Source organism: Clostridium sp. (genome assembly GCF_021443865.1).
Taxonomy (GTDB): Bacteria; Bacillota; Clostridia; order Clostridiales; family Clostridiaceae; genus Clostridium.
Genome location: NZ_JABUTB010000018.1, coordinates 1 through 24,931, shown reverse-complemented (window position 1 = coordinate 24,931; position 24,931 = coordinate 1). Strand labels below are relative to the sequence as shown.

Genomic DNA, 24,931 nt, shown 5'->3' with positions numbered 1-24,931 from the left:
AATTATAAAAAGAGGGAATATTTATGAAGGTAATGACCTTTAATTTAAGGACAGATTTTCCATTGGACATTAATAATAGATGGAATAAGAGAAAAGAAATAGTATATGAAGTTATAAATAATAATGATTTTGATATAATTGGAGTTCAAGAATTAAATAATAAAATGTATAAAGATCTTACTTCAGAAATATCTAATTATAATTTTGTAGGAAATCCAAGAAGTGAAAAGTACTTTATAGAAAGAAATGATATTTTAGTTTCTACAAGACATAGAATTCTTGACTACAATACTTTTTGGTTATCGGATAAACCAGATAAAATAGGAAGTTCTATATGGTATTCTGTATATCCTAGAATTTGTACTACAGCTTTAATAGAATTAGAGGATGGAAATATTATTAGAGTATACAATACTCATTTAGATTTTTTATTGGCCAAAGCAAGAGAATATGGATTAAGAAAAATATGTGAGTATATGGAAAGTAAACATGAAAAAGATGATTATCCAGCCATATTAATGGGAGATTTTAATGCTAGTCCAAATAGTAAGGCTATTAAAGAGTTCTGTGAAGGCAAATATGGTGCAAAAAAATTTATAACTGTCCAAGCAAACAAGAAAGAAATTTATTCTATGTCTACTTTAAGTAAGTTTAAAGGAAATCAAAAAGGACTTCATATTGATTATATTTTTGTTACAGAAGAATTTAATGTTAAAAAAAGTGAAATAATATATTATAACAAGAAGGGGAAATATCCTTCTGATCATTATCCTGTAAGTGCTGAATTAGAAATTATAGATTCAAAAGGATAGTAAATTATCTGATTTTTATTAGATAATTTACTATCCTTTATTTATGGTTATAATAAATTGAATTAATAATAGTATAAATATAGTAATATTTACGGGTGTAAAATGTATTGACTTTATCACTATTCGAATTATATACTTTTAATGTATTTGTACTAAGGAAGAGACTAAATGAAGTAACAAAGGAAAATGATTATGTAACGGGTACAATTGATACTTTAGACATTAGATTTGGTAGCTTATGGACTAATGTCGGTAGAAAAAGCACCTAAGATATAGGGAGGAATTAAAATGAAAAAGGATTTATCTATTAAAACTATAGTTGCAATAGGAATAGGAGCAGCAGTATTTATGATATTGGGACGTTTTGGTTCTATTCCATCAGGAATACCAAATACCAATATTGAAACAAGTTATGCATTCTTAGCTTTAATGGCAGTTTTATATGGACCAATAGCAGGTTTATCTATAGGATTTATAGGTCACGCATTAAAGGATTTAGTATTCTATGGATCACCTTGGTTTAGTTGGGTTATAGCTTCTGCTGGAGTAGGTTTAATACTAGGATTAGGTTGGAATAAGCTAAAGGTTAATGATGGTGAATTTCAAAAGAAGGAAATTATTATATTTAATATTTATCAAGTAGCTGCTAACATACTTGCATGGATTATAATTGCACCTACATTAGATGTTATTATTTATGCAGAACCAATTAATAAGGTTTACTTACAAGGTATAATAGCTGCTATTTCTAATTCTATTACAGTTGGAATTCTAGGAACTTTTCTAATTAATACTTATTCAAAAACTAGAGTTAAAAAGGGAAGTTTAGATAGAGAATAAAATACAATTAAAATACTGGAGACTTTAGGTTTCTGGTATTTTTTATTTTTACATATATAAATATAATGTATTAATTATATGTAATATATATTATTTTTTTGTATACATATTGAAGGAAATATAGTAATATTTAAAGTCGGAGATAAAATCTTTAATATTATATTTAAATTGTAAAGGGAGATTTTCTATGAAAAAACCTGTTATTGAGTTCAAAAATTTTACTTTCCAATACAGAGCTCAAGCAAAGCCAACATTAAATAATATAAACTTAACTATATATGAAGGTGAAAAAGTTCTTATTGTTGGACCATCTGGATCAGGAAAAAGCACAATTTCAAATTGCATAAACGGATTAATACCATTTTCATATAAAGGAAATATCTTAGGTAGCTTAAAAATAAATGGAAAAGAAACAAAAAATATGAGTATTTTTGAATTATCTAATTCAGTTGGTACAGTTCTTCAAGATCCAGATAGTCAATTTATTGGATTAACTGTAGCAGAGGATATTGCTTTTAAGCTAGAAAATGATTGTATTGAACAAGATAAAATGAAGGAAAAAGTAAAGATAACTTCTAAAATTGTTGATATAGATAATCATTTGGACTTAGCACCCCATAGTATTTCAGGTGGACAAAAACAGCGTGTAACTTTAGCAGGAGTTATGGTTGGGGATGTGGATATTTTATTATTTGATGAGCCACTTGCAAGTTTAGATCCATCAACGGGGAAAAATGCTATTGAATTAATTGATGAAATAAAAACAAAGACAAATAAAACAATAATAATTATAGAGCATAGACTAGAAGATGTATTACATTGTGATGTAGATAGAATAATTGTTGTAGATAAAGGTGAAATAGTAGCAGATATGGCACCAAAAGAACTTTTAGCCTCAAATATACTTTCAGAGGTTGGCATTCGTGAACCTCTTTACATTACAGCTTTAAAGTATGCTAATTGTGACGTGAATTCCAATATTAATCCACAACATATAAATACATTAAATTTAGAGCAATGTAAAGATAAGTTAAAAGGTTGGTATAATGATGCTTTTGATGAAAGTACAGAAATATCAGATGAAGTTTTATTGGAATTAAAAAATGTTAAATTTGGATATGAAAAAAATAGAGAAATATTAAAAGGTATTTCTTTTAAAATTAATAAAGGTGAAATGCTTAGTATAGTTGGAAGAAATGGTGCTGGGAAATCTACAATATCAAAGCTAATTTGTGGTTTTTATAAGCCAACTGAGGGAGAGATATTATTTAATGGTAAGAACATACTTAATGAAACCATTAAAGAACGTGCTGAAAAAATTGGTATTGTACTGCAAAATCCAAACCAAATGATATCTAAAACAATGATATTTGATGAAGTTGCATTAGGTCTTAGAGTAAGAGGAATAAAGGAAGAAGAAATTAAAGAAAGAGTATTTAATACTTTAAAAATTTGTGGGTTATATGAATTCCGTAATTGGCCAATTTCAGCCCTGAGCTTTGGACAGAAAAAACGTGTAACAATAGCATCTATATTAGTATTAAATCCAGAAGTAATTATATTAGATGAGCCAACAGCAGGTCAAGATTTTAAGCATTACACTGAAATTATGGAGTTCTTAAAGGAATTAAACCAAAAAGGTGTAACAATTATAATGATTACTCATGACATGCATTTAATGCTTGAATATACTAATAGAGCAATAGTATTTTCAAATGGTTTAAAGTTAGCAGATGATATTGCTGCCAATGTTATAACAGACAAAAATGTTATATCAGAGGCTAATTTAAAAGAAACTTCTTTATATGAATTAGCTATAAAAGCTAACTTAGAAAATCCAAGAGATTTTGTTAAAAAGTTTATTAATTATGATAGGAGGATTAGAGCCATATGAGCAAAATGTTAGAGTATTCAAATATAGATTCCCCTATTCATAGATTAACTGGTGCAGCTAAGTTAATTGCTTTTATAATATGGGCAGTGGCATCAATGATTACTTATGATACTAGAGTTCTTATTTTAATGTTTATTGTAAGTATAGTAGTATTTAAAATATCAAAAGTAGAATTTAAACAAGTTTCCTTTGTACTATATTTTATATTAGTATTTTTATTACTAAATAATTTAGCAATTTTTATTTTTTCACCCTATGAAGGAGTGAAAATATATGGAAGTAGAACTGATTTATTTAAAATTGTAGGACCATATACATTAACATTAGAACAAATATTTTATCAATTTAATATAACAATAAAATATTTTTCTATAATACCAATGGCACTATTATTTATGGTAGCAACTAATCCAAGTGAATTTGCTGCCTCATTAAATAGAATTGGTGTTAATTATAAAATAGCTTATTCTGTTTCAATTGCTTTAAGATATATTCCAGATGTTCAAAGAGATTATCAAGATATATCCTTTGCACAACAAGCAAGAGGAATAGATATGTCTAAAAAAGAAAAGATAACAAAAAGAATTAAAAATTCAGCTTCAATATTAATGCCATTAATATTTTCAAGCTTAGATAGAATAGAAAGCATTAGTTCAGCTATGGAGCTAAGAGCCTTTGGAAAAAATAAAAAACGTACTTGGTATAATGGAAGAAAATTTGAAAAAGGTGATTATATTACAATAGCTTTAGCTATAGCCTTGTTAATTATAGCTATAATATCTGTTAAAGTTAACAACGGAAGATTTTATAATCCCTTTATATAAAATAAAAAATATAGACTTAATTAAACTTTAATAAGGATAGTAAAGTAGTCTATGGGTTATAGTCTAATTTACTATCCTTTAATTATAATTTGTTTTATTGTTTGACAGAAATCTAGATAAAATATATTATAAAAATACATAAATAATTGGACATGTATTAAGGCGGTGAAATCATGGAATTAACTAAAGCACAAAATAAGTTTATAAGACATAAATCATCCGGGTATCAAGTATTAAAGGGTAAGGAAGGTACAGGTAAAAGTACAGCTTCAATTTATAAAGCTTTAAACTTAGAAAATAACTATTGCCTTTATGAAGATGATAAAATACTATTTGTTACTTCTAATTATAGTAAAAATACTGATGTTTATAATCTATATAATAAAGAAAATAATCAAGAACATTTCTATTCATTATTTTCATTAGAAACCAATAGAGTAAATATAATGACTTTTGAGGAACTAATTAATACATATTATAATGCTTATATAAGAGAAAAGGGACAAGTATTTAAAATAGTAGACAAAAAAGAAGCATTAAGTATATTAGAAGGCTTAAAAGATGAAATAGAGAAGTTTTATAAAAAATCTAAGTTTATTGAAAAGGCTACATTAGATTTTTTACTAGATGAAATATTATGGATTAAAGCTAGTAATCTAACCTTAGAGGAATATTTAAGTGTAGATAGAAAGGGCAGAAAAAATAGAATTAAGAAATCATCATATACAAGAGAATCAATTTATAGTATTAAAGATATGTATAATAATAAACTATATATGAATTCACTTATTGATAAATATGATCATATTCTATTTGCTCTTGAGTATGTAAAAAAATACAATGGTATATACAGCCATGTATTTTTAGATGATATTGAAAGATTAACTAAAGCTGAAATAGATTTTATAAAGGCTATTTATAAAGAAAAGTCATATTCATCTTTTATCTTTATACTTAATAGTGAACTAAATAATAAAGAAAACTCATGGATGATAAAAGGAAGAAAATTTAATAGTCTAGGTGTTGATGTTAAAGGAAAAAGCTTTAGCTTCAAGTTAAAGTTTGAAAAGAAAAAGAAGGTAATTAATACTATAGAGAAATTCAAATATATAAATTTAAAAAATAAAGATATAGTAGAGTTTAACATAGATACAGCATCTAATGATAAAGAAATATTTGATAATGATAATACGATATATAATAAAGAGGAATTAGTAGACTTACCTATGTTTAGCAATATAGCTGCAGGTAATCCTATTGAAATGAATGATAATATAGAAGGTACATTTTATTTACCTAAGTACTGGCTTGAAAGAGGAAAGGATACCTTTATATTAAGAGTAAAGGGTGACTCCATGGTAGATAAGAATATCTGTAACGGAGATTTGGTTGTAATCAAAAAGCAAGCAAATGCAAATCATAATGATATAGTAGCTGCTAATTTAGATGGTGAAGCTACATTAAAAACATTAAATTTAAATGATGAAAATCCTAAATTGATGCCAGCCAATTCATTATACTCACCAATTGATTTAGCTAATAGAAATGTAAGTATACTAGGTGTTGCCATAGGAGTAATTAAAGAAGATATAAATTAAAAATATCTCTTCTTTAATTTATAAATGTAAATATTTCCCAGAAAATAATTAACATAATATTATATTTATAGGAATATTATAGGTTATGGAAGGGGAGATATTTATGGTTGACCATTTAATATTAAATCAAAAAAGAAAAATTTTAGATCATATTAATTATGCAAAAGAAAGGAATTTAAATAAGATTTCTGCTTTAATAGTTTGTAATAATGAAGAAATGCAAAAGGAACTTTTAACTTGGCTTATTTTTAATGGATACAAGGTATCTTTAACAAAAGATGAGGTTAGTGTTCTTGTAATAGAATGGTAAGAAATATATTTTAAAGTTATTGACAATATGACGAAAAGAGCTATAATAAACTATATAGTTTATGAGTTTAAAATATTTTATATAATAAAAGAACCATAAAGTCATTAAATAATTTAAAATAGCGAAGATATGGGAGCTTGTTAAGCTCCTTTATCTTTGCTATTTTTTTCTTTGTTTGGGTTTTCTGATTTCATTTCCCAATGGATTATTAGTGTTAAAAATCCTCTTATTAGAGTTATTGAACCTAAGATAATTAATTCATTAATATTTCGAATAATAACTGTTTTAAGAATTTCTGCTGCAAGTTTAAATTCAAGAGCTGTTGCCATTGAATTTGCATATTCCCATTTTAATGGATAATGAGTACCTTTAATTAGTGACATTATATAGTGATAAAAGGCTTTAGAAGAACCTACGCATATAACAAAAATACCTATTAGTTCTAGTATATTTATTAATGGGGGAAGAATAATCTTTATAAAGTTTTCTAACATAAGTAGCACCACCTTGTTTTTATAATATTTATTATTTCAATAAAAGAGAAAAAAATAAGTGAAATGAAAAATTAAGGAATAAATAATAAAGAAAAATAAAAAATAATATATAATTATAAATATAAAAATAGTTTGGAGAAGAAATATGATGATAGATAAGGAATTTTATCAAAAGGGAGCAATAGACATAGCTAAAAATATATTAGGTGATTTTCTTATAAGAGAAGTTAATGGCAAAAAGATTAAAACTATGATTGTTGAAACTGAAAGTTATATTGGAGCTACTGATAAGGCTTGCCATGCTTACAATTATAAAAAGACTGAAAGGACAAAACCTCTTTTTGAGGATGGAGGTATAGCTTACGTTTACTTCATTTATGGATTATATTATTGCCTTAATATTGTAACTAATAAAAAAGATGAGCCAGAAGCTGTTTTAATAAGGGCAGTTGAACCATTAGATAACTTTGATTACCTTGCTAACATTAGATTTAATAAGAATTATGAAGAACTAACTAAAGCTCAAAAAAAGAATCTTACTAATGGACCTGCAAAGCTGTGTAGTGCCCTTAGTATAACAAAAAGTGATAATTATAAAAAATTATACTTACAAGGTGATTTATATTTAGAACATAATCCAAATAAAAATTTTGAAATAATTGAGACAAAAAGAATAGGAATTGATTATGCTGAAGAAGCTAAGGATTTTTTATGGAGATTTTATATTAAAGATAATAGTTATATATCAAAAAAATGAATATTTATATAGATTTGCTTAAAACTAATAATGATTTTAATTCAAGGAGGTTTATTATGAAATTAAAAAAATCATTACTAGTAATTTGCTCATTATTAATATTTTCTTCTATACTAATTGGTGCTGCAGAGCCAGATAAAACAATAAATGCTAAAAGCCCAATTATTATTGGTGAAATATTAAACGTAGAAAAAAGTGAAGATAGTAAATCTATTAGAATAACAGTTGAAGGTTATATCAAAGATAAAGAGGTAAACAAAATAAAAGTTGTAGGTATAATTGATGATACAACTAAAGTTATGAACTCTTCAAACGATAAAAAAGAAAAGATAGAATTTCAAAAGGGGGATTTAGTTTATATGAGAGTAAGTGAAGCTATGACTAAAACTAATCCACCACAAACTATAGTAAAAAGAATATTTATCACAAAAAATAAATAAAAAATTATTGTAATAATTACATATAAATAAATGGAGGGTGAAAAAATGAATAAATATGATAAAGATGAATTAAAAAATAGATTAACAGAATTACAATATAAGGTTACTCAAGAAAATGCTACTGAAGCACCTTATTCAAATGAATATTGCGATAACTTTGAAGAAGGAATATATGTAGATATAGTTTCTTTAGAACCTTTATTTGTATCAGATGCAAAGTTTGAATCAGGATGTGGCTGGCCTGCTTTTTCAAAGCCTATAGATAGAAAGCTAATAAATGAAAAAGTAGATAGAAGCCATGGAATGGTAAGAACAGAAGTAAGAAGTAAATCTTCAGATTCTCATTTAGGACATGTTTTTTGTGATGGACCAGAGGAGTTAGGAGGACTTAGATATTGTATAAATTCAGCAGCGTTGAAATTTATACCTAAAGACAAAATGAAAGAAGAAGGCTATGAAGAATATTTAAGTTTATTTGATAAATAATATAAGGTGGTTTCCACCTTTTTTATTTTGTGAGTTTGTACAAATATAGGGTTATTAACTTAATTATTTAGGTTTAAGAGCATGTAGTAATTTACATAATTATTTAATGTTTGTTATAATAGATAATAAAACCTATGAAAATACAAGTACAACCATGGGGGTCGAGGATGAGTAAAAGTAGTAAACGTAATAAAAAAAACAATCGAGAAAGAGCTTTATATGTAATCATATGCGTTTGTTTAGTTTTCATATTATTAATTGGGAAACTAACATATATAATGGTTTATAAAAGTAAGGAATATAGACATATGGCTCAAGGACAATGGAATTCTCATGTAATAGTAAAAGCAACAAGAGGAGACATAGTTGATAGAAGTGGTGCTATTCTGGCAACATCAATAGATGTTTATACTGTGGATTTAGATTTAGAAGCCATAGATATACACATTCAAGATGAAAAGACAACAAAAGAAGAAGTAGCAAAACAATTGGCAGAGGCATCAGGTCTAAGTATAGCAGAGGTAAATAGAAAGTTAAATCCAACTAATGAAGATGGTGTAAAAATAACTACCAGTACATTAGTTAAAGGAATAGATAAGGAAACTTCTGATAGAATTAAAGCTTTAAATATATATGGTGTAGTAACATCTATTAGCCAAAAAAGATATTATCCTAATAATAATTTCTTATCTCATGTTCTAGGAAGTGTAAATTCTGACAACATAGGTCTAAATGGAATTGAATTAGAATATGATTATGAACTTACTGGAATAGCAGGAAATAAAATTTCAGAAATAGATGGAAGCTTAAGAGAATTACCTTATCAAACAGTTAAATATTCAAATCCTGTAGATGGTAAAAATATTGAATTAACTATAGATGAAAATATACAATTAATAGCTGAAAAAGCTGCAGAACAAGGATATAAAGATAATAAGGCTAAAGAAGTTACTATAATTGTTATGAATCCTCATACTGGTGAAATATTAGGAATGGTAAACAAACCAGATTTTAACCCTAATACACCTTATGAAGATTATGAAAAATTTGCTGGAGAAGATGATTTTGAAAAGCTTCAAAATATGTTCAGAGACAGTGCAATTAGTGATACCTTTGAGCCGGGATCAACATTTAAAAATATTACTATGGCGGCTACTTTAGAAGAAGGTACAGCTAGTGAAAATGATACTTTTTATTGTGATGGTGGAGTAAGATTTGGTTCTACAATAATAAAATGTTGGAATACATCAGGACATGGAACTCAAACTCTTCCTGAAATATTACAAAATTCTTGTAATGTAGGATTTATGGAATTAGGAGCAAGGCTTGGTAGTGAAAAACTTAAAGAATATATTGATAAATTTGGCTTTGGTGAAATAACTAATATAGACTTACCAGGAGAATCAGAAGGAATTGTTAAGTCAGTTAGTGATATGAGTGAAATGGACTTAGCAACTATTGCTTTTGGACAAACTAATACAGTAAATAGTGTTCAATTGTTAACTGCTTTTAATGCTATAGCTAATGGAGGAGATTTAATTCAACCTCATATAATGAAAAAAATAAGTTATGAAACTACTAGTGGAACAAAGGTAATTGATAAAGTTTTTGAACCTTCTATTAAAAAGGGAATAATATCTGAAGGAACAGCGTCTACTTTAAGAGATTATTTAGAAAGAACAATTAATCAAGGACAAGAAATTGGAAGCTTTATGGGTAAGGATAGGAGAGTAGGAGGAAAAACAGGAACTGCTCAAACTATAGATTCTATAAATGGTGGTTATTCTTCAGATAAATATATATCATCTGTATTAGCATTATATCCAGTAGAGGATCCTCAAATTACGATTTATATAAAAGTTAATGAGCCAAGTGCAGGTCAATATTATGGGGGACCAGTTACTACTCCAATATTAAAATCATTGCTTACAGAGTTATTTAATTATATGGATTCACAAGTATATAAAGAAAAATATATAGAAAAAGCACCGGTAGTAGTACCAGAAATAAGAGGGAAAAGTCTTTCAGAGGCTAAAAAGATATTAGAAGAATATAATTTATCTATGAGAATAGAGGGTTCTACTTCTAAGGTTACTAATATGGAGCCTTATCCAGGAGCATTGGTAGAAGGGGGATCAACTATTAGTGTTAATTTATCAGGGGATAAAATAGATTCAAACAAAATTATAATGCCTGATTTAAAAGGGAAAACTTTGGAAGAAGCTACTAAAATATTAAATAGTTTGAACTTGAAGTTTACAACTAATGGAGTGGGATTAGTTGCTGGACAAAATGTTATTGAAGGAAAGGTTATTGAGAAAGGAACGAAGATTTCTTTAGATTTAAAAGAATAGTTAATAGGAGATAAGATGAATAAAGTTAATAATGTAAATTCAAGAAGCAGAACTAAAAAAAGAAAATTAAAAAAAAGTAATATGAAAAGCATAGATTATGCATTATTATGTGGTTTATTATTATTACTTTTTATTGGAGTTGTAATGGTATATTCATCAAGTTCATACTATGCCTTGTATCAAAAAGATGTTTATAATACAGAATACTATTTTATAAAAGAAATAACCTGGGTATTGGTTGGTATAATTGGTATGGCTGCTACTATGTCTATAGATTATCATTTTTATAGAAAAATTACTCCTTGGTTAGTTATAATTACTATAGTGCTTTTAGTATTAGTATTATTTATTGGTGCTGATATAAATGGAGCTGTAAGATGGATAAGATTAGGACCCTTATCCTTTCAACCATCTGAGCTTGCAAAGTATGTAATGGTTCTTTATTTAGCTTTACTTATTGATAAAAGAAAGGGTAAGATTAAGAAGTTTGGCGAAGGTACAATATTTTATTTATGTATAGCAGCTGTTTTTGCAGGTCTTATATTACTTGAAAAAAATCTAAGTATTACAGCTATAATTATGATGGTTGCCTTTATAATGATTTTGGTTGGGGGAGCAAAACTTAGTCATTTACTTTCTTTAATACCAGTTGGCTTTGCAGCAGGTTTAGCTTTAATATTTTCTCAAAGCTATAGATTAGATAGACTTACAAGTTTTTTAAATCCTTGGGCAGATCCATCTGGAGATAGTTATCAATTAATTCAATCCTTTTATGCATTAGGGTCAGGTGGAATATTTGGAGTTGGTCTTGGTAATTCAAGACAAAAGGCTTTATTTATGCCAGAGCCTCATAATGACTTTATATTTTCAATTATAGGTGAGGAGCTTGGATTAATTGGATGTGTTTTTGTTATATTACTATTTGTGTTTATAGTAATTAGAGGAGCCACAATAGCTGTAAAAGCAAGAGACAACTATGGGTTTTTATTAGCTATAGGAATAATTTCAGTTATTGCATTGCAAGCTATAATTAATATAGCAGTTGTAAGTGGTTCAATGCCAGTAACAGGGGTTCCTATGCCATTTATTAGTTATGGTGGAACATCCTTGGTATTTAACTTAGGAGCAATGGGAATACTACTTAATATATCTAGACAGTGTAAAAATGAAGAAATATAATAAAAAAGGACTAAATATAAAAGAATAAAATATTATTATAATGAAGATATTTTTTGCAATATAGGAGGAATGTAATGAAGACAATACTTTTCACGGACTCTTGTTGTGATTTACCTATAAGCTTTGTTAAAGACAATAATATTCAAGTTATGTCAATACGAGTAAATATTAATGGAGAAGATATTCCAGACGATTTAGGTAAAAGTATTTCACATAAGGATTTTTATGCTCTTATAAGAAATGGTAAGTTACCTACAACATCACAAGTAAATGTTGATACTTTTGAAAAGAATTTTAGAAAGTATGTTAGTGAAGGATATTCAATAATTTATATTGGGTTTTCATCAGCTTTAAGTGGATGTGTGAACAGTGCAAGATTAGCAAAAGAACTTATAGATGAAGAAATAAAAGATGCAGATATTACTATAATAGATTCCAAAAGTGCATCTATGGGATTAGGGTTACTTGTATATTATGCAGCTAATATGCTAAGGGATGGAAGAAGTAAGGAAGATATAATTAATTGGCTTGAAGAAAATAAACTTAAATTAAATCATTGGTTTACCGTTGATGATTTAAACCATTTAAAAAGAGGCGGTAGAGTATCAAGTACAGTAGCAATAGTAGGTACAATGTTAAGCATAAAACCTATTATGCACGTTGATAATGAAGGAAGATTAATTCCAGTATCAAAGGTAAAGGGCAGAAAAAAATCTATTAAAGCTTTGTTTGACAAACTTAAAGAGAAAATTGTAGATTCTGAAAATCAAACTATATTTATTAGTCATGGAGACTGTATAGAAGAGGCAGAAAGTTTAAAGGAATTAATATTAAGTGAAATAAAAGTAAAAGAAATTATAATTAATAATATAGGACCTGCAGTAGGTAGCCATTCAGGCCCAGGTACAGTGGCATTATTTTTTGTTGGAAATAGCAGATAGTATTAAAATTTAAAATAAATCTATAAAAAACTCCGAAAGGAGTTTTTTTGTTTGATTTTAATAATACAATTTGCTATAAGCTGTAAATATTGGCAACTAGAATTATTAATGCTCTTTCTTTTGCCTTGAATTATTCTAGCTATAATGATAAAGTATAGTGTAGATTAAAAATTGAATTAAAATAATTTTAGTATTGGCATAAAGAAAGGGTAGTTGTATGTACGAATATATAATAGGTAGATATAAAGGAATAAATAAGGATTATATAATTGTTGAAAATAATGGAATAGGATATAAAATTTTTACTTCAGGAGCAACTATGTCAGCTATGCCTAAAATAGACGAAGAAGTAATGCTTTATCTTGAACAAATAGTTAGAGAAGATTTCTTGGGATTATATGGATTTGATACTAAAGAAGAACTTGAGATGTTCAAACTTTTAATTTCCATAAATGGAGTTGGTTCTAAAGCTGCATTATCATTGCTTTCTATAAGTAGAATTAATAATCTACGTTATGCAATTATGATGGGTGATGACAAACACTTATGTAAGGCACCTGGAATAGGTAAAAAAACAGCAGGTAGAATCATTTTAGAATTAAAAGATAAGATTAAGAAGGAAGACTTAGCAGAAGGTATTGAAAATATAGGAGATTTTGAAGATATAGTACCTGAAAATGCTAATAATATAGCTGAAGCATTAGGAGCACTTTTAGCATTAGGATATTCTGAAAAAGAAGCAGAATTAGCTATAAAGAAGGTAGATAAAAATGACAGCATAGAAAATATTATAAAGAATTGTTTAAAGGTTCTTATGGGTTAGGGGTGAATAAATGGAAAGAATAATAACTCCACAAGAAATTCTTGAAGATGGAAGTACTCTAAGTTTAAGACCTCAAAATTTACAAGAATATATAGGTCAAGACAAGGTTAAGGAAAGATTAAATATATTTATAAAAGCTGCACAAAACAGAAATGAGTCCTTAGATCATGTACTTTTATATGGACCACCTGGACTTGGTAAAACTACATTAGCAAATATAATAGCAAAAGAAATGAATGGTGAACTTAAGATTACATCAGGACCTGCTATAGAAAGAGCCGGTGATTTAGCAGCAATTTTAACAACTTTAAAGGATAATGATGTACTTTTCATAGATGAGATACATAGACTTAACAGAAATGTTGAAGAAATATTATATCCTGCTATGGAGGACTACGTTTTAGATATAGTTATTGGAAAGGGAGCAGCAGCAAAATCAATAAGACTTGATTTACCTAAGTTTACTTTAATAGGAGCTACAACTAGAATTGGGATGCTTACCTCTCCACTTAGAGATAGATTTGGAGTCCTTTGTGATATGCAGTATTATACTGAAGAACAATTAAAGGAAATAATTATAAGATCTGCTTTTGTTTTTAATTGTAATATAACTGAAGAGGGTGCTTATGAACTTGCAAGACGTTCAAGAGGAACTCCAAGAATAGCTAATAGATTGTTAAAGAGAGTTAGAGATTACGCTGAAGTATACTCTAATTCAGTAATAAGCTATAAGGAAGCAAGAGCAGCTTTAGAGCTATTAGAGGTTGATAGTAAGGGCTTCGATAGAGTTGATAACAAGATTTTAGAAGCTATAATTGATAACTTTAATGGTGGACCTGTGGGAATAGAAACCCTATCATACTTTATTGGAGAAGAACTTGGCACTATAGAAGATGTATATGAACCTTATCTTTTACAAACTGGGTTTATAGTTAGAACATCAAGGGGAAGAGTTGCTACAGATAAGGCTTATGAACATTTAGGAAGAAGTAAGAATAAGAGAAGCAGCACAGGGGAACAACAAAAATTATTTTAAGAAATATACAATAAAGATAAGGAGATAATAAAATGAAGGTTAGTGATTTTGACTTTGATTTACCAGAAGAATTGATAGCACAACATCCCTTAGAAAAAAGAGATGCTTCAAGATTAATGGTTTTAGATAAGAATACAGGAAATATAGAACATAGATCCTTTCATGATGTAATAGAATATTTACATGAAGGAGATACTCTAGTATTAAATAATACTAGAGTAATGCCAGCTAGATTAATAGGTGAAAAAGAGGAAACTGGTGGTAAAATTGAATTTTTACTTCTAAAAAGATTAGAAGGAGACAAGTGGGAATGTCTTGCTAAACCAGGTAAAAGAGCGAAAATAGGTCAAAGCTTTGTTTTTGGTAATGGTAAATTAAAATGTAAAGTTGTTGATATTATAGAAGAAGGTAATAGAATAATAGAGTTTTCGTATGAAGGAATATTTGAACAAGTGTTAGATGAACTTGGAGAAATGCCTCTTCCACCATATATTACAGAAAAACTTGATGATAAAGAAAGATATCAAACAGTTTATTCAAAGGAAAAGGGATCAGCAGCTGCACCAACAGCAGGTTTACATTTTACTAATGAACTATTGGAAGAAATTAAAGCTAAGGGAATTAATATTGCTTATTTAACTCTTCATGTAGGACTTGGTACATTTAGACCAGTTAAAGTTGAAGATATAAATGAGCATATAATGCATTCCGAGTTTTATCATTTAGATAAAGAAAATGCAGATTTAATTAATGAAACTAAAAAAAGAGGAAATAAGATTATAGCTGTAGGAACTACATCTACAAGAACTTTAGAAACAATTGGTGATGAAAATGGCTTTGTAAGAGAACAAAGTGGATGGACTGATATTTTCCTTTATCCAGGATATAAATATAAAGTTATAGATGAGCTTATTACAAATTTCCATTTACCAGAATCAACATTAATTATGTTAGTATCTGCCTTAGCAGGTAAGGAAAATGTAATGAATGCATATAATACAGCTGTAAAAGAAAGATATAGATTCTTCTCATTTGGAGATTCAATGCTTATCAAAGAATAACATGAAAGAGGAAGTGAAATATTGAGTACAAAAAAATATACTTTATTAAAAAAAGATGGAAAAGCTAGAAGAGGTAGATTTGAAACTATCCATGGAACCATTGAAACACCAGTATTTATGAATGTTGGAACTTTAGCAGCAATAAAAGGTGCTGTTTCATCTATGGATTTAAAAGAAATAGGATGCCAAGTTGAATTATCAAACACTTATCATCTTCATTTAAGACCATCTGATAAAGTTGTAGCCAATTTAGGTGGATTACATGAGTTTATGAATTGGGATAGACCTATATTAACTGATTCAGGTGGATTCCAAGTATTCTCTTTATCAGGAATGAGAAAGATTAAGGAAGAAGGAGTATATTTTTCTTCACATATAGATGGTAGAAAGATTTTTATGGGACCAGAAGAATCAATGCAAATACAAAGTAATCTTGGCTCTACAATTGCTATGGCTTTTGATGAATGTATCCCTAATCCATCAACTAGAGAATATGTAGAAAAGTCAGTAGCAAGAACTACTAGATGGCTTGAAAGATGTAAAGTTGAAATGGATAGATTAAATTCACTGCCAGAAACTATAAATAAAGATCAAATGCTATTTGGTATTAATCAAGGTGGTTGCTACGAAGATATAAGAATAGAACATGCTAAGACTATTACTAAAATGGATTTAGATGGATATGCTATAGGCGGTTTGGCTGTTGGTGAAACTCATGAAGAAATGTATAGAATTATAGATGCAGTTGTGCCTTATTTACCAGAAGATAAGCCAATTTACTTAATGGGTGTTGGTATTCCTAGTAATATTTTAGAAGCTGTAGATAGAGGTGTTGACTTCTTTGATTGCGTACTTCCAGCAAGAAATGGAAGACATGGTCATGTATTTACGAAAGAAGGAAAAATAAATCTAATGAATGCTAAGTTTGAGCTAGACACTAGACCAATTGATGAAGGATGTGAATGTCCAGCTTGTAAAAGCTATACGAGAGCATATATAAGACACTTGTTTAAGGCTAAAGAAATGTTAGCTATGAGACTTTGCGTTTTACATAACCTTTATTTCTATAATAAACTTATGGAAGATATAAGAGCAGCTATAGATGGAGGATACTTTAAGGAATTTAAAGAGCAAAAGCTTAAAGAGTGGAATGGAAGAGCTTAAAGTATTAAATATCTGTTAATAAGATTGACAGTACTATATAAATGTTATATATTTTTTATTATGGAACAGTAAAAAGTTTACATGGAAGGAATGAACTAAATGGAAGCTATATTATCTCTAGTAGTACCTTTTGCTTTAATGTTTGCATTAATGTACTTCTTATTAATTTTACCAGAGAAAAAGAGAACAAAGAAATATAACGAAATGGTTTCAGCTTTAGAAAAAAATGATGAAATAGTTACAAGAGGCGGAATTATGGGTAAAATCATAATAGTTGAAGATGACTATGTAGTAATTGAAACTAGTGCTGAAAGAACTAAATTAAGAATAACTAAAAACGGAATTGCAAGCAAAATAAATAAAACTGAAGAATAAGAATAATGCCCCCTAGTAAATCATAAAATGTTTACTAGGGGGTGAAATTTTATGGAGTGGATAAATTATTTTAAAAGTGTATTAAGAGGTATAGTTTGGGCACTTGTAATTACCATAATGATATCAATAATCTTCTCTTTTGTAATGAATAATATGCCTATAGGAGAAAATGTATTTAATATTATTTATGTTGTAATTTCATGCTTAGCATTAGTATTAGGTTCTATAATTGCTGTAAAATCTTATGGAAGTAAAGGCTGGATTGTTGGATTAGCTGTAGGTTGTATATTTTACATAGTACTGTATTTAATTGGGATACTATTTGGAGCAGAAGCTACTTTAACAATATATGATTTTATAAAATTTGTATTATGTCTTTTCATAGGACTTTTTTCAGGAATGCTTGGAATTAATCTTTAGCATTTAAGAGAAAGGGTGTTGTTATTACAACGCCTTTTTTATTAGTATAAATAAAAGAAAAATATGGTAATAATATACCAAATAAAGAAAAAGTTGTTGATATTACTTAACATAAGTAATATAATTTATATGAAAATGAGCTAGAGGGGGAAGAACATGAAAGGGAAAAGCAAAAGTAAGAGCAAAAGTTCAATATTATTTGTACTTTCTGTAGTTGTAATTATATTACTAGCTTTTGTTGGTTTCAAAGGATTTGAAATAGCAGGCTGGGAAGTGAAATCATTTAATAATGCAATTACAAAGGGCCTTGATCTTCAAGGTGGAGTTTCCGTTTTAATGGAGATACAAGAAGATGATGTTTCATCTGACGTACGCCAAAGAACTAAACAGTTATTAGAACTGAGAGTTAATAAGATAGGAGTAGCTGAAACAGTAGTTACTGAAGAGGGAGAAAAGAGAATAAGAATTGATGTCCCTGGAGCTTTTGACTCTAATGAAATAGTTGAAGGATTAAGTCAAACTGGTAACTTAGAATTCAAAGATTCAGAGGGAAATGTAGTCTTAACAGGAAAAGACGTAAAAGAGGCAACAGCCATTTTAGATGATACATCAATGCCTGTAGTATCATTAGAATTAAATAGTGAAGGTCAAGAAAAGTTTGCTGAAGTAACAGCAAATAATATTGGTAAAGCTATTAGCATATATATGGACGATGAGGTAGTTTCATCTCCTGTAGTTCAAAGTGCAATTACTAATGGTAAAGCAGTAATTAATGGTATGGCATCAATGGAAGAAGCAACAAAGCTATCTGGAATCATAAGCTCAGGTGCACTACCAGTTACAGTTAAGGCTGTTTCAATTACAAATATTGGAGCGCAACTAGGTTCAGAAGCCTTACCAAATGCAATGAAGGCTGGTGCTATTGGTATAGGAATAATATTCTTATTTATGATAGTTTACTATAGAGTACCAGGAATATTTGCAAGTATTGCATTAACATTATACATTACATTAGTTTTATTAGTATTTACTGAAATGAAAGTTGCGTTAACATTACCTGGAATAGCAGCATTTCTTTTAACTATTGGTATGGCAGTAGATGCAAATGTATTAATATTTGAAAGAATTAGAGAAGAATTAAATAATGGAATATCAATAAGAAGTGCAGTAAAGGCAGGATTTGAAAATGCTATGTCATCAATTGTTGATTCAAACTCAACAACATTTATTGCTGCGTTAATATTATATTTCATAGGTTCTGGATCTGTAAAAGGATTTGCAGTTACTTTAATGCTAGGTATTATTTTAAGTTTATTTACAGCTTTAATAGTTACAAAGATTTTAATGAACTTATCAATTGATATAGGATTATTAAAGAAAAAATGGCAATTTGGTAATAAGAAAGAAATTAAGCCGTTTAAAATAATTCAAAAAACTAAGCTTTGGATTGTATTATCATTAATAGTTATATTAGTGGGACTAGGTTTTACAGTTTCAAAGGGATTAAACTTTGGAATAGACTTCCTAGGTGGTACTAAAATGGTAGTAGAGCTTGGAGAAGGCTTTAATAAGCCGGAAGCTGATGAAATTGTAAAATCATTAGTACCAGATGCTGTTACTAATGAAGCAGAAGATACACAATATGAGATAAAATCAAGAGATTTAGATAGTACTAAGGTAACTGAAGTATTTAAAGCTCTACAAGATAAATATAATTTAGAAGAGGAAGCTTTATTATCTCAAGATGAAATAGGAGCTTCAGTAGGTAAGGAACTTACTAGAAATTCTGTAATTGCTTTAGTAGTAGCTTGCTTAGCAATGTTAGCTTATATCGCTATAAGATTTAAGATGGACTATGGTGTTGCTGCTATAATTGCACTTGTACATGACATATTAATTACTATAAGTGTATTTGCTATTTTTAATATACCTGTAAATACACCGTTTATTGCAGCAATATTAACTATTGTTGGTTATTCAATAAATGATACAATAGTAATATTTGATAGAATAAGAGAAAATGAAAAAAATATGAGAAGAGCTTCAGCTACGGAAATAGCTAATAAGAGCATAACTCAAACTATGTCAAGATCTATAAATACAACAATAACAACATTAATAACAATTACTGCTGTTAATATATTTGTACCTACAGTTAGGGAGTTTTCTTTCCCATTAATTATAGGAATAGCTGCTGGTGCATATTCTTCAATATTTATAGCATCACCAGTATGGGTTTTATTAAGACATAGAGAAGAAAAAAAATCTAATAAAAAATTAGTTTAATTCCAAAAATATAAAAAATAAACCTCCTAAAGTGAATGGAGGTTCATTTTTTTTAGAAAACATTTGTATTATTTATAAATATACATTATAATATATGTGTTTTCTTAAGTTTTATGGAGGAGTTTATAATGCGTAAGTTTTGGGAGAGTATTTATAGTCCAAATTATATTACTGGATATAATCCCTTTATACTTAAAAATATGAGCAAAGCTATTGAACATATGGTAGAAGCTGTTAATAATAGAAAAAAGATAGTTATATACGGGGTACCAAATGTTGATGGATTATGTGCCATATCTTCTTTACATTTAGTTTTAAAGTATTTAAATGCAGATATAGAATATGTAATCTGTGATGAGGATTCTAATTCTGGAATTACTTCTGAAGAAATAATAAATAATGTTAGTTTTTTAGGAGGACAACTGTTAATAACTCTGGGATTAGATTTAAAGTCAGATGAAGAGGAAAAGCTTTGTGGGGATCTTGGGATAGATTTGATAGTATTGGAAAATAAAGAAGTAGATAGTGGAAGAAATTATATATACATAAATCCAAATCAAAAAGGATGTAATTACAGATATAAGAATTTATCTATAAGTGGAATTACTTTTAAATTAATGCAAGCAATTGCAATATATTATAATATAAAAAGTATAAATAAATATCTAGATTTAATTCTTATAGGAGAACAGTGGGCAGAAGTTCCTTTAAAGGGTGAAAATGGTGTGATTTTAAAGGAAGGTAGAAAGTTCTTAATTAATACAAATAACTACGGTTTAAGAGCAATAATGGATTATTATGATATGGTTGAAATGGATGATGAATGCATATTAAAGATTATTAATCTTATTACACCAACTATAAATGCTGTAACCATGATGGATAACGCACGCATTATTATAGAGTTATTGACAACAACTAAAAAAGATAGGGCAGAACAAATAACAAAATATTTAAATAAATCCAAAATGACTATATAATTTTTATAAATTACTTTGGAATAAGAATATATATGGTATTTTTTTTCGAAAGTACTTATAATAATTATATGGCTATAATTATTAGTGATGGAGGAGTTATCATGGATCTAAAGGAAAGAATAAGAGTAATTGAAAATTTTCCAAAGGAAGGAATTAGTTTTAAAGACATTACTACAGTTATTGGTGATGGTGAAGCTTTAAAGTACTCAATAGACAAAATTGTGGAGCACTTAAAGGATAAAAAAATAGATGTAATAGTTGGTCCAGAAGCAAGAGGATTTATTTACGGAGTACCAGTTGCTTATGCTATGGGAATAGGATTTGTTCCTGTTAGAAAGCCAGGCAAATTACCAGGAGAAACAATATCAATAACTTATGATTTAGAATATGGTAGCGATACATTACAAATTCATAAAGATGCTATTAAAAAGGGACAGAGAGTAGCTATAGTAGATGATTTATTAGCAACTGGCGGAACAATAGAGGCTGTAGCAGAACTTGTAGAATTAGCAGGTGGAGAAGTAGTTTGTTTAGATTTTGCTATTGAACTTACAGGTCTTAATGGAAGAGATAAGCTTAAAAATTATGAAGTTATGTCATTAGTTGATTATGAGTTCTAATTTTGTTGAAATAAAAAGATAAATATTATATAATAATAGAAAATGGCTGGTTGTTAAAACCAGCCAATTATTTTAGACTAAATCAAAGGAGATTACCCATATGTATGAAAGCCTATTGCAGAAAATTAAAGAAAATTGTAATAATGTTGATATAAATATAATAAAAAAAGCGTATGATTTAGCTTGTGATGCTCATAAAAGCCAAAAAAGGGAATCAGGGGAACCTTATATAACTCACCCTATTGATGTAGCTATAATTTTGGCGGAAATGGGTATGGATACAAGTACTATTGCTGCTGGCCTTCTACATGATGTAATAGAAGATACAGATTATACTTATGATGATATTAAAAATATATTTAATCAAGAAATAGCAGACTTAGTTCAAGGGGTAACTAAACTTGGTAAAATAGAATATAAAACAAAAGAGGAGCAACAAGCTGATAATGTAAGAAAAATGCTTTTAGCAATGGCAAAGGACATTAGAGTAATAATTATAAAGCTTGCAGATAGACTTCATAATTTAAGAACATTAAAGTTTATGCCAAAGGAAAAGCAAAAACAAAAAGCTAAAGAAACTCTAGATATTTATGCACCTTTAGCTCATAGATTAGGTATTTCTAAAATAAAATGGGAACTTGAAGATTTATCTTTTAGATATTTACACGAAGAAGAATATTATGATTTAGTTAAAGAAATAGCTGAAAAGAGAGTAGAAAGAGAAACATATATATCAGAAATTAAAGGAGATTTATATAAAAAATTAGATGAATCAGAAATAGATTGCGATATTGATGGAAGACCAAAGCATTTTTATAGTATTTATAAAAAAATGGTTACTAAAAATAAGAGTATTGAACAAATATTTGATTTAACAGCAATTAGAATTCTAGTTAATACTGTAAAAGATTGTTATGGAGTATTAGGAATAGTTCATACCATATATAAGCCTATTCCAGGAAGATTTAAAGACTATATAGCTATGCCTAAGCCTAATATGTACCAATCTCTTCATACCACAGTTATAGGGCCTCAAGGGAAAACCTTTGAGATTCAAATTAGAACATTTGAAATGCATAGAACTGCTGAATATGGTATAGCAGCTCACTGGAAATATAAAGAAGGTGATACTCAAGAAGAAAGAGAAAATACCTTCGAAAATAAGTTAGCATGGCTAAGAGATATGCTAGAATGGCAAAAAGAAACATCAGATGCAGAAGAATTTATTGAAGGTTTCAAGATAGATTTATTTACTGATGAAATCTTTGTATTTACACCAAAGGGAGTAGTAATAAACTTACCAAGTAAAGCAACACCAATAGATTTTGCTTATAGAATCCATACTGATGTTGGTAATAGATGTGTTGGTGCAAAAGTAAATGGTAAGATAGTTCCTCTTGATTATAATTTAAAGACAGGGGAAATAGTAGAGGTTTTAACATCTAACAATGCAAAGGGACCTAATATAGATTGGCTAAATATTGCTAAGAGTAATCAAGCTAAGAGTAAGATTAGACAATGGTTTAAGAAAATTAAAAAAGAAGAAAATATAGATAAGGGTAAGGAAGCTTTTGAAAAGGAGCTTAAAAAGCAAGGTGTTAATTATTCAGAAATAGCAAAAGGTGATAGCTATGAAAAGGCAATTAAGAGATATAATATCCACAATATGGAGGATTTATATGCTGCTATAGGTATAGGACAAATATCAGCATCTTCATTCATTTCAAAGCTTAAAGAAGAAAATAATATTGAAAAGCATACTATAGAGAATATTAATAAAGCTATTGATGAGCATATAAATAAAACGGATAAAAATAATTCTAATTCTATACAAGCCAATTCATATGGCGTAACTGTTAAAGGTGTTAGTAATCTTATGGTTAGATTTGCTAGGTGCTGTAACCCAGTGCCAGGAGATGATATACAAGGATATATAACAAAGGGAAGAGGCGTATCTATCCATAGAAGTGATTGTAATAATTTAAAATCTTTAATAAGCTTTGATCCTAGTAAAGTAGTTGAAGTTTCTTGGGGATTATCAAAGGGAGCTGCTTATGTTGCAGAAATCCAAGTAAGAGCAGAAGACAGAGTAGGAATATTATCAGATATTATGACAGTAATAACTGAAGCTAAGCTTCCATTAAATGCTTTAAATGCTAAATCAGCTAAAGGTAATATAGCAATGATAAATATAAAAGTAAAAATAGATTCCATTGAACAATTAAAAGAACTTATGAGAAAAATAAGAAGGCTTAAGGGTGTAATGGATGTTTATAGAATGAACAATTAGTGAGGAATAATTATGCGTGTTGTAGTTCAGAAAGTAGCTTCATCCAAGGTAATTGTAAATGATATTGTTGTAGGTTCAATAGATAAAGGGCTTAATTTATTAATTGGATTTTCAAAGTCAGATACAGAGGAAGATTTATTATATTTAAAAGATAAAATAGTGAATTTAAGAATATTTCAAGATGAAAATGATAAGATGAATCTTTCGCTTTTAGATGTTAAAGGTGATATTTTAGCTATCTCTCAATTTACTCTATATGGAGATTGCAGAAAAGGGAGAAGACCTAACTTTATGGAGGCAGAAGGCGGAGATAGAGCTAATGCATTATATGAAAGATTTATTGAATTATTAAGAGAAACTAATTTAAAGGTAGAAACTGGAAAATTTGGCGCTCATATGAAGGTTGATATTCAAAATGATGGGCCAGTGACAATAATTTTAGATAGTAAAAAGAATTTTTAGTTTAAAAGGAGGAAAGTTTATGATAATAAAAACATATCCTCTTGGATCCCTTCAAACTAATTGCTATATAGCAATAGATGAAGAAACCAATAAAGCTGCTATTATAGATCCAGGAGCAAGTGCAAATTATCTTATTAAAGAAATTGAAGCTTTAGGAATTGATATAGATGTAATACTTTTAACTCATTGCCATTTTGATCATAATGGAGCAGTTGAGGAGTTAAAGGATAAATATAAAGTAGATGTATATTTAAATGAAGCTGAAGAAGAATATATGAATATAGATACAACTGGAATATTTGGTAAACTACCAAAGTTTTATAAATATTTAAATGAAGGTCAAGAAATAAAGGTAGGTAATCTAACTTTTAAAACTATTTTTACTCCAGGACATACAAAGGGTGGCACATGCTTTTTAGTAGAAGATAATATATTTACAGGTGATACCCTATTTAATACTTCTATAGGAAGAACAGATTTTCCTG

26 protein-coding genes are annotated in these 24,931 nt (G+C 28.3%); 25 read left to right on the top strand and 1 reads right to left on the bottom strand.

Going from position 1 to position 24,931, the window contains the following annotated elements:
• Positions 1 to 23 precede the first annotated feature (23 nt).
• The 7 genes from HUJ77_RS04905 (at position 24) to HUJ77_RS04875 (ending at position 6,278) form a co-directional block, all read left to right on the top strand.
• Positions 24 to 812: an endonuclease/exonuclease/phosphatase family protein gene (locus HUJ77_RS04905; protein ID WP_291707467.1), complete on the top strand. Its 789-nt coding sequence runs from the start codon at positions 24 to 26 to the stop codon at positions 810 to 812.
• Between the two features lie 107 nt (positions 813 to 919).
• The gene (locus HUJ77_RS04900; RefSeq protein ID WP_291707466.1) at positions 920 to 1,081 is read left to right on the top strand and encodes a hypothetical protein; all 162 of its coding nucleotides are present in this window, start codon (positions 920 to 922) and stop codon (positions 1,079 to 1,081) included.
• Between the two features lie 19 nt (positions 1,082 to 1,100).
• Complete coding sequence (locus HUJ77_RS04895) at positions 1,101 to 1,652, top strand: ECF-type riboflavin transporter substrate-binding protein (RefSeq protein ID WP_291707465.1); 552 nt, start codon at positions 1,101 to 1,103, stop codon at positions 1,650 to 1,652.
• A gap of 187 nt (positions 1,653 to 1,839) precedes the next feature.
• The gene (locus HUJ77_RS04890) at positions 1,840 to 3,546 is read left to right on the top strand and encodes an ABC transporter ATP-binding protein (protein ID WP_291707464.1); all 1,707 of its coding nucleotides are present in this window, start codon (positions 1,840 to 1,842) and stop codon (positions 3,544 to 3,546) included.
• On the top strand, positions 3,543 to 4,370 hold the full coding sequence (locus HUJ77_RS04885) for an energy-coupling factor transporter transmembrane component T (RefSeq protein ID WP_291707463.1): 828 nt from the start codon (positions 3,543 to 3,545) through the stop codon (positions 4,368 to 4,370). Before HUJ77_RS04890 ends, HUJ77_RS04885 begins: the two co-directional genes overlap by 4 nt.
• Before the next feature lie 173 nt (positions 4,371 to 4,543).
• Positions 4,544 to 5,968, top strand: coding sequence for a transcriptional repressor LexA (lexA, locus tag HUJ77_RS04880; protein WP_291707462.1), 1,425 nt, complete (start codon positions 4,544 to 4,546; stop codon positions 5,966 to 5,968).
• 103 nt (positions 5,969 to 6,071) lie between these two features.
• Positions 6,072 to 6,278 carry a hypothetical protein gene (locus HUJ77_RS04875; protein WP_291707461.1) on the top strand — a complete coding sequence of 69 codons (207 nt, stop codon included), beginning with the start codon at positions 6,072 to 6,074 and terminating at the stop codon, positions 6,276 to 6,278.
• 140 nt (positions 6,279 to 6,418) lie between these two features.
• Here the strand turns inward: HUJ77_RS04875 and HUJ77_RS04870 are convergent, their stop codons facing one another.
• On the bottom strand, positions 6,419 to 6,772 hold the full coding sequence (locus HUJ77_RS04870) for a DUF1622 domain-containing protein (protein ID WP_291707460.1): 354 nt from the start codon (positions 6,770 to 6,772) through the stop codon (positions 6,419 to 6,421).
• Positions 6,773 to 6,917: 145 nt separating this feature from the next.
• Between HUJ77_RS04870 and HUJ77_RS04865 the strand changes: the two genes are divergently transcribed.
• The 18 genes from HUJ77_RS04865 to HUJ77_RS04780 all read left to right on the top strand — a co-directional run.
• Complete coding sequence (locus HUJ77_RS04865) at positions 6,918 to 7,529, top strand: DNA-3-methyladenine glycosylase (protein WP_291707459.1); 612 nt, start codon at positions 6,918 to 6,920, stop codon at positions 7,527 to 7,529.
• Positions 7,530 to 7,585: 56 nt separating this feature from the next.
• A complete protein-coding gene (locus tag HUJ77_RS04860; protein ID WP_291707458.1) occupies positions 7,586 to 7,969 on the top strand; it encodes a hypothetical protein in 384 nt (127 codons plus the stop codon).
• A gap of 45 nt (positions 7,970 to 8,014) precedes the next feature.
• A complete protein-coding gene (gene msrB / locus HUJ77_RS04855; RefSeq protein WP_291707457.1) occupies positions 8,015 to 8,455 on the top strand; it encodes a peptide-methionine (R)-S-oxide reductase MsrB in 441 nt (146 codons plus the stop codon).
• A 167-nt stretch (positions 8,456 to 8,622) separates the two neighbouring features.
• Entirely contained in the window at positions 8,623 to 10,809 is a 2,187-nt protein-coding gene (locus HUJ77_RS04850; RefSeq protein ID WP_291707456.1) for a stage V sporulation protein D, read from the top strand.
• A 15-nt stretch (positions 10,810 to 10,824) separates the two neighbouring features.
• Positions 10,825 to 11,988 carry a stage V sporulation protein E gene (gene spoVE, locus HUJ77_RS04845; protein WP_291707455.1) on the top strand — a complete coding sequence of 388 codons (1,164 nt, stop codon included), beginning with the start codon at positions 10,825 to 10,827 and terminating at the stop codon, positions 11,986 to 11,988.
• 74 nt (positions 11,989 to 12,062) lie between these two features.
• The gene (locus tag HUJ77_RS04840; protein WP_291707454.1) at positions 12,063 to 12,929 is read left to right on the top strand and encodes a DegV family protein; all 867 of its coding nucleotides are present in this window, start codon (positions 12,063 to 12,065) and stop codon (positions 12,927 to 12,929) included.
• A gap of 217 nt (positions 12,930 to 13,146) precedes the next feature.
• A complete protein-coding gene (ruvA, locus tag HUJ77_RS04835; RefSeq protein WP_291707453.1) occupies positions 13,147 to 13,752 on the top strand; it encodes a Holliday junction branch migration protein RuvA in 606 nt (201 codons plus the stop codon).
• A gap of 10 nt (positions 13,753 to 13,762) precedes the next feature.
• Positions 13,763 to 14,788, top strand: a complete 1,026-nt coding sequence (gene ruvB / locus HUJ77_RS04830) for a Holliday junction branch migration DNA helicase RuvB (protein ID WP_291707452.1) — start codon at positions 13,763 to 13,765, stop codon at positions 14,786 to 14,788.
• Between the two features lie 32 nt (positions 14,789 to 14,820).
• Positions 14,821 to 15,849 (top strand): tRNA preQ1(34) S-adenosylmethionine ribosyltransferase-isomerase QueA, encoded by a 1,029-nt coding sequence (gene queA, locus HUJ77_RS04825; RefSeq protein WP_291707451.1) that lies wholly within the window; start codon positions 14,821 to 14,823, stop codon positions 15,847 to 15,849.
• A 21-nt stretch (positions 15,850 to 15,870) separates the two neighbouring features.
• Positions 15,871 to 17,013, top strand: coding sequence for a tRNA guanosine(34) transglycosylase Tgt (gene tgt, locus HUJ77_RS04820; RefSeq protein WP_291707450.1), 1,143 nt, complete (start codon positions 15,871 to 15,873; stop codon positions 17,011 to 17,013).
• Positions 17,014 to 17,112: 99 nt separating this feature from the next.
• Positions 17,113 to 17,388 carry a preprotein translocase subunit YajC gene (yajC, locus tag HUJ77_RS04815; protein ID WP_291707449.1) on the top strand — a complete coding sequence of 92 codons (276 nt, stop codon included), beginning with the start codon at positions 17,113 to 17,115 and terminating at the stop codon, positions 17,386 to 17,388.
• Positions 17,389 to 17,439: 51 nt separating this feature from the next.
• The gene (locus HUJ77_RS04810; RefSeq protein ID WP_291707448.1) at positions 17,440 to 17,808 is read left to right on the top strand and encodes a TIGR04086 family membrane protein; all 369 of its coding nucleotides are present in this window, start codon (positions 17,440 to 17,442) and stop codon (positions 17,806 to 17,808) included.
• Between the two features lie 156 nt (positions 17,809 to 17,964).
• Complete coding sequence (gene secD / locus HUJ77_RS04805) at positions 17,965 to 20,094, top strand: protein translocase subunit SecD (protein ID WP_291707447.1); 2,130 nt, start codon at positions 17,965 to 17,967, stop codon at positions 20,092 to 20,094.
• Between the two features lie 128 nt (positions 20,095 to 20,222).
• Positions 20,223 to 21,074 carry a DHH family phosphoesterase gene (locus tag HUJ77_RS04800; protein WP_291707446.1) on the top strand — a complete coding sequence of 284 codons (852 nt, stop codon included), beginning with the start codon at positions 20,223 to 20,225 and terminating at the stop codon, positions 21,072 to 21,074.
• A gap of 101 nt (positions 21,075 to 21,175) precedes the next feature.
• On the top strand, positions 21,176 to 21,694 hold the full coding sequence (locus HUJ77_RS04795) for an adenine phosphoribosyltransferase (protein ID WP_291707445.1): 519 nt from the start codon (positions 21,176 to 21,178) through the stop codon (positions 21,692 to 21,694).
• Between the two features lie 100 nt (positions 21,695 to 21,794).
• On the top strand, positions 21,795 to 23,984 hold the full coding sequence (locus HUJ77_RS04790; RefSeq protein WP_291707444.1) for a bifunctional (p)ppGpp synthetase/guanosine-3',5'-bis(diphosphate) 3'-pyrophosphohydrolase: 2,190 nt from the start codon (positions 21,795 to 21,797) through the stop codon (positions 23,982 to 23,984).
• Between the two features lie 12 nt (positions 23,985 to 23,996).
• Positions 23,997 to 24,446, top strand: a complete 450-nt coding sequence (gene dtd / locus HUJ77_RS04785) for a D-aminoacyl-tRNA deacylase (RefSeq protein ID WP_291707443.1) — start codon at positions 23,997 to 23,999, stop codon at positions 24,444 to 24,446.
• A 19-nt stretch (positions 24,447 to 24,465) separates the two neighbouring features.
• Positions 24,466 to 24,931 (top strand): MBL fold metallo-hydrolase (locus HUJ77_RS04780; RefSeq protein WP_291707442.1); only part of this gene is annotated, 466 nt, incomplete at its 3' end.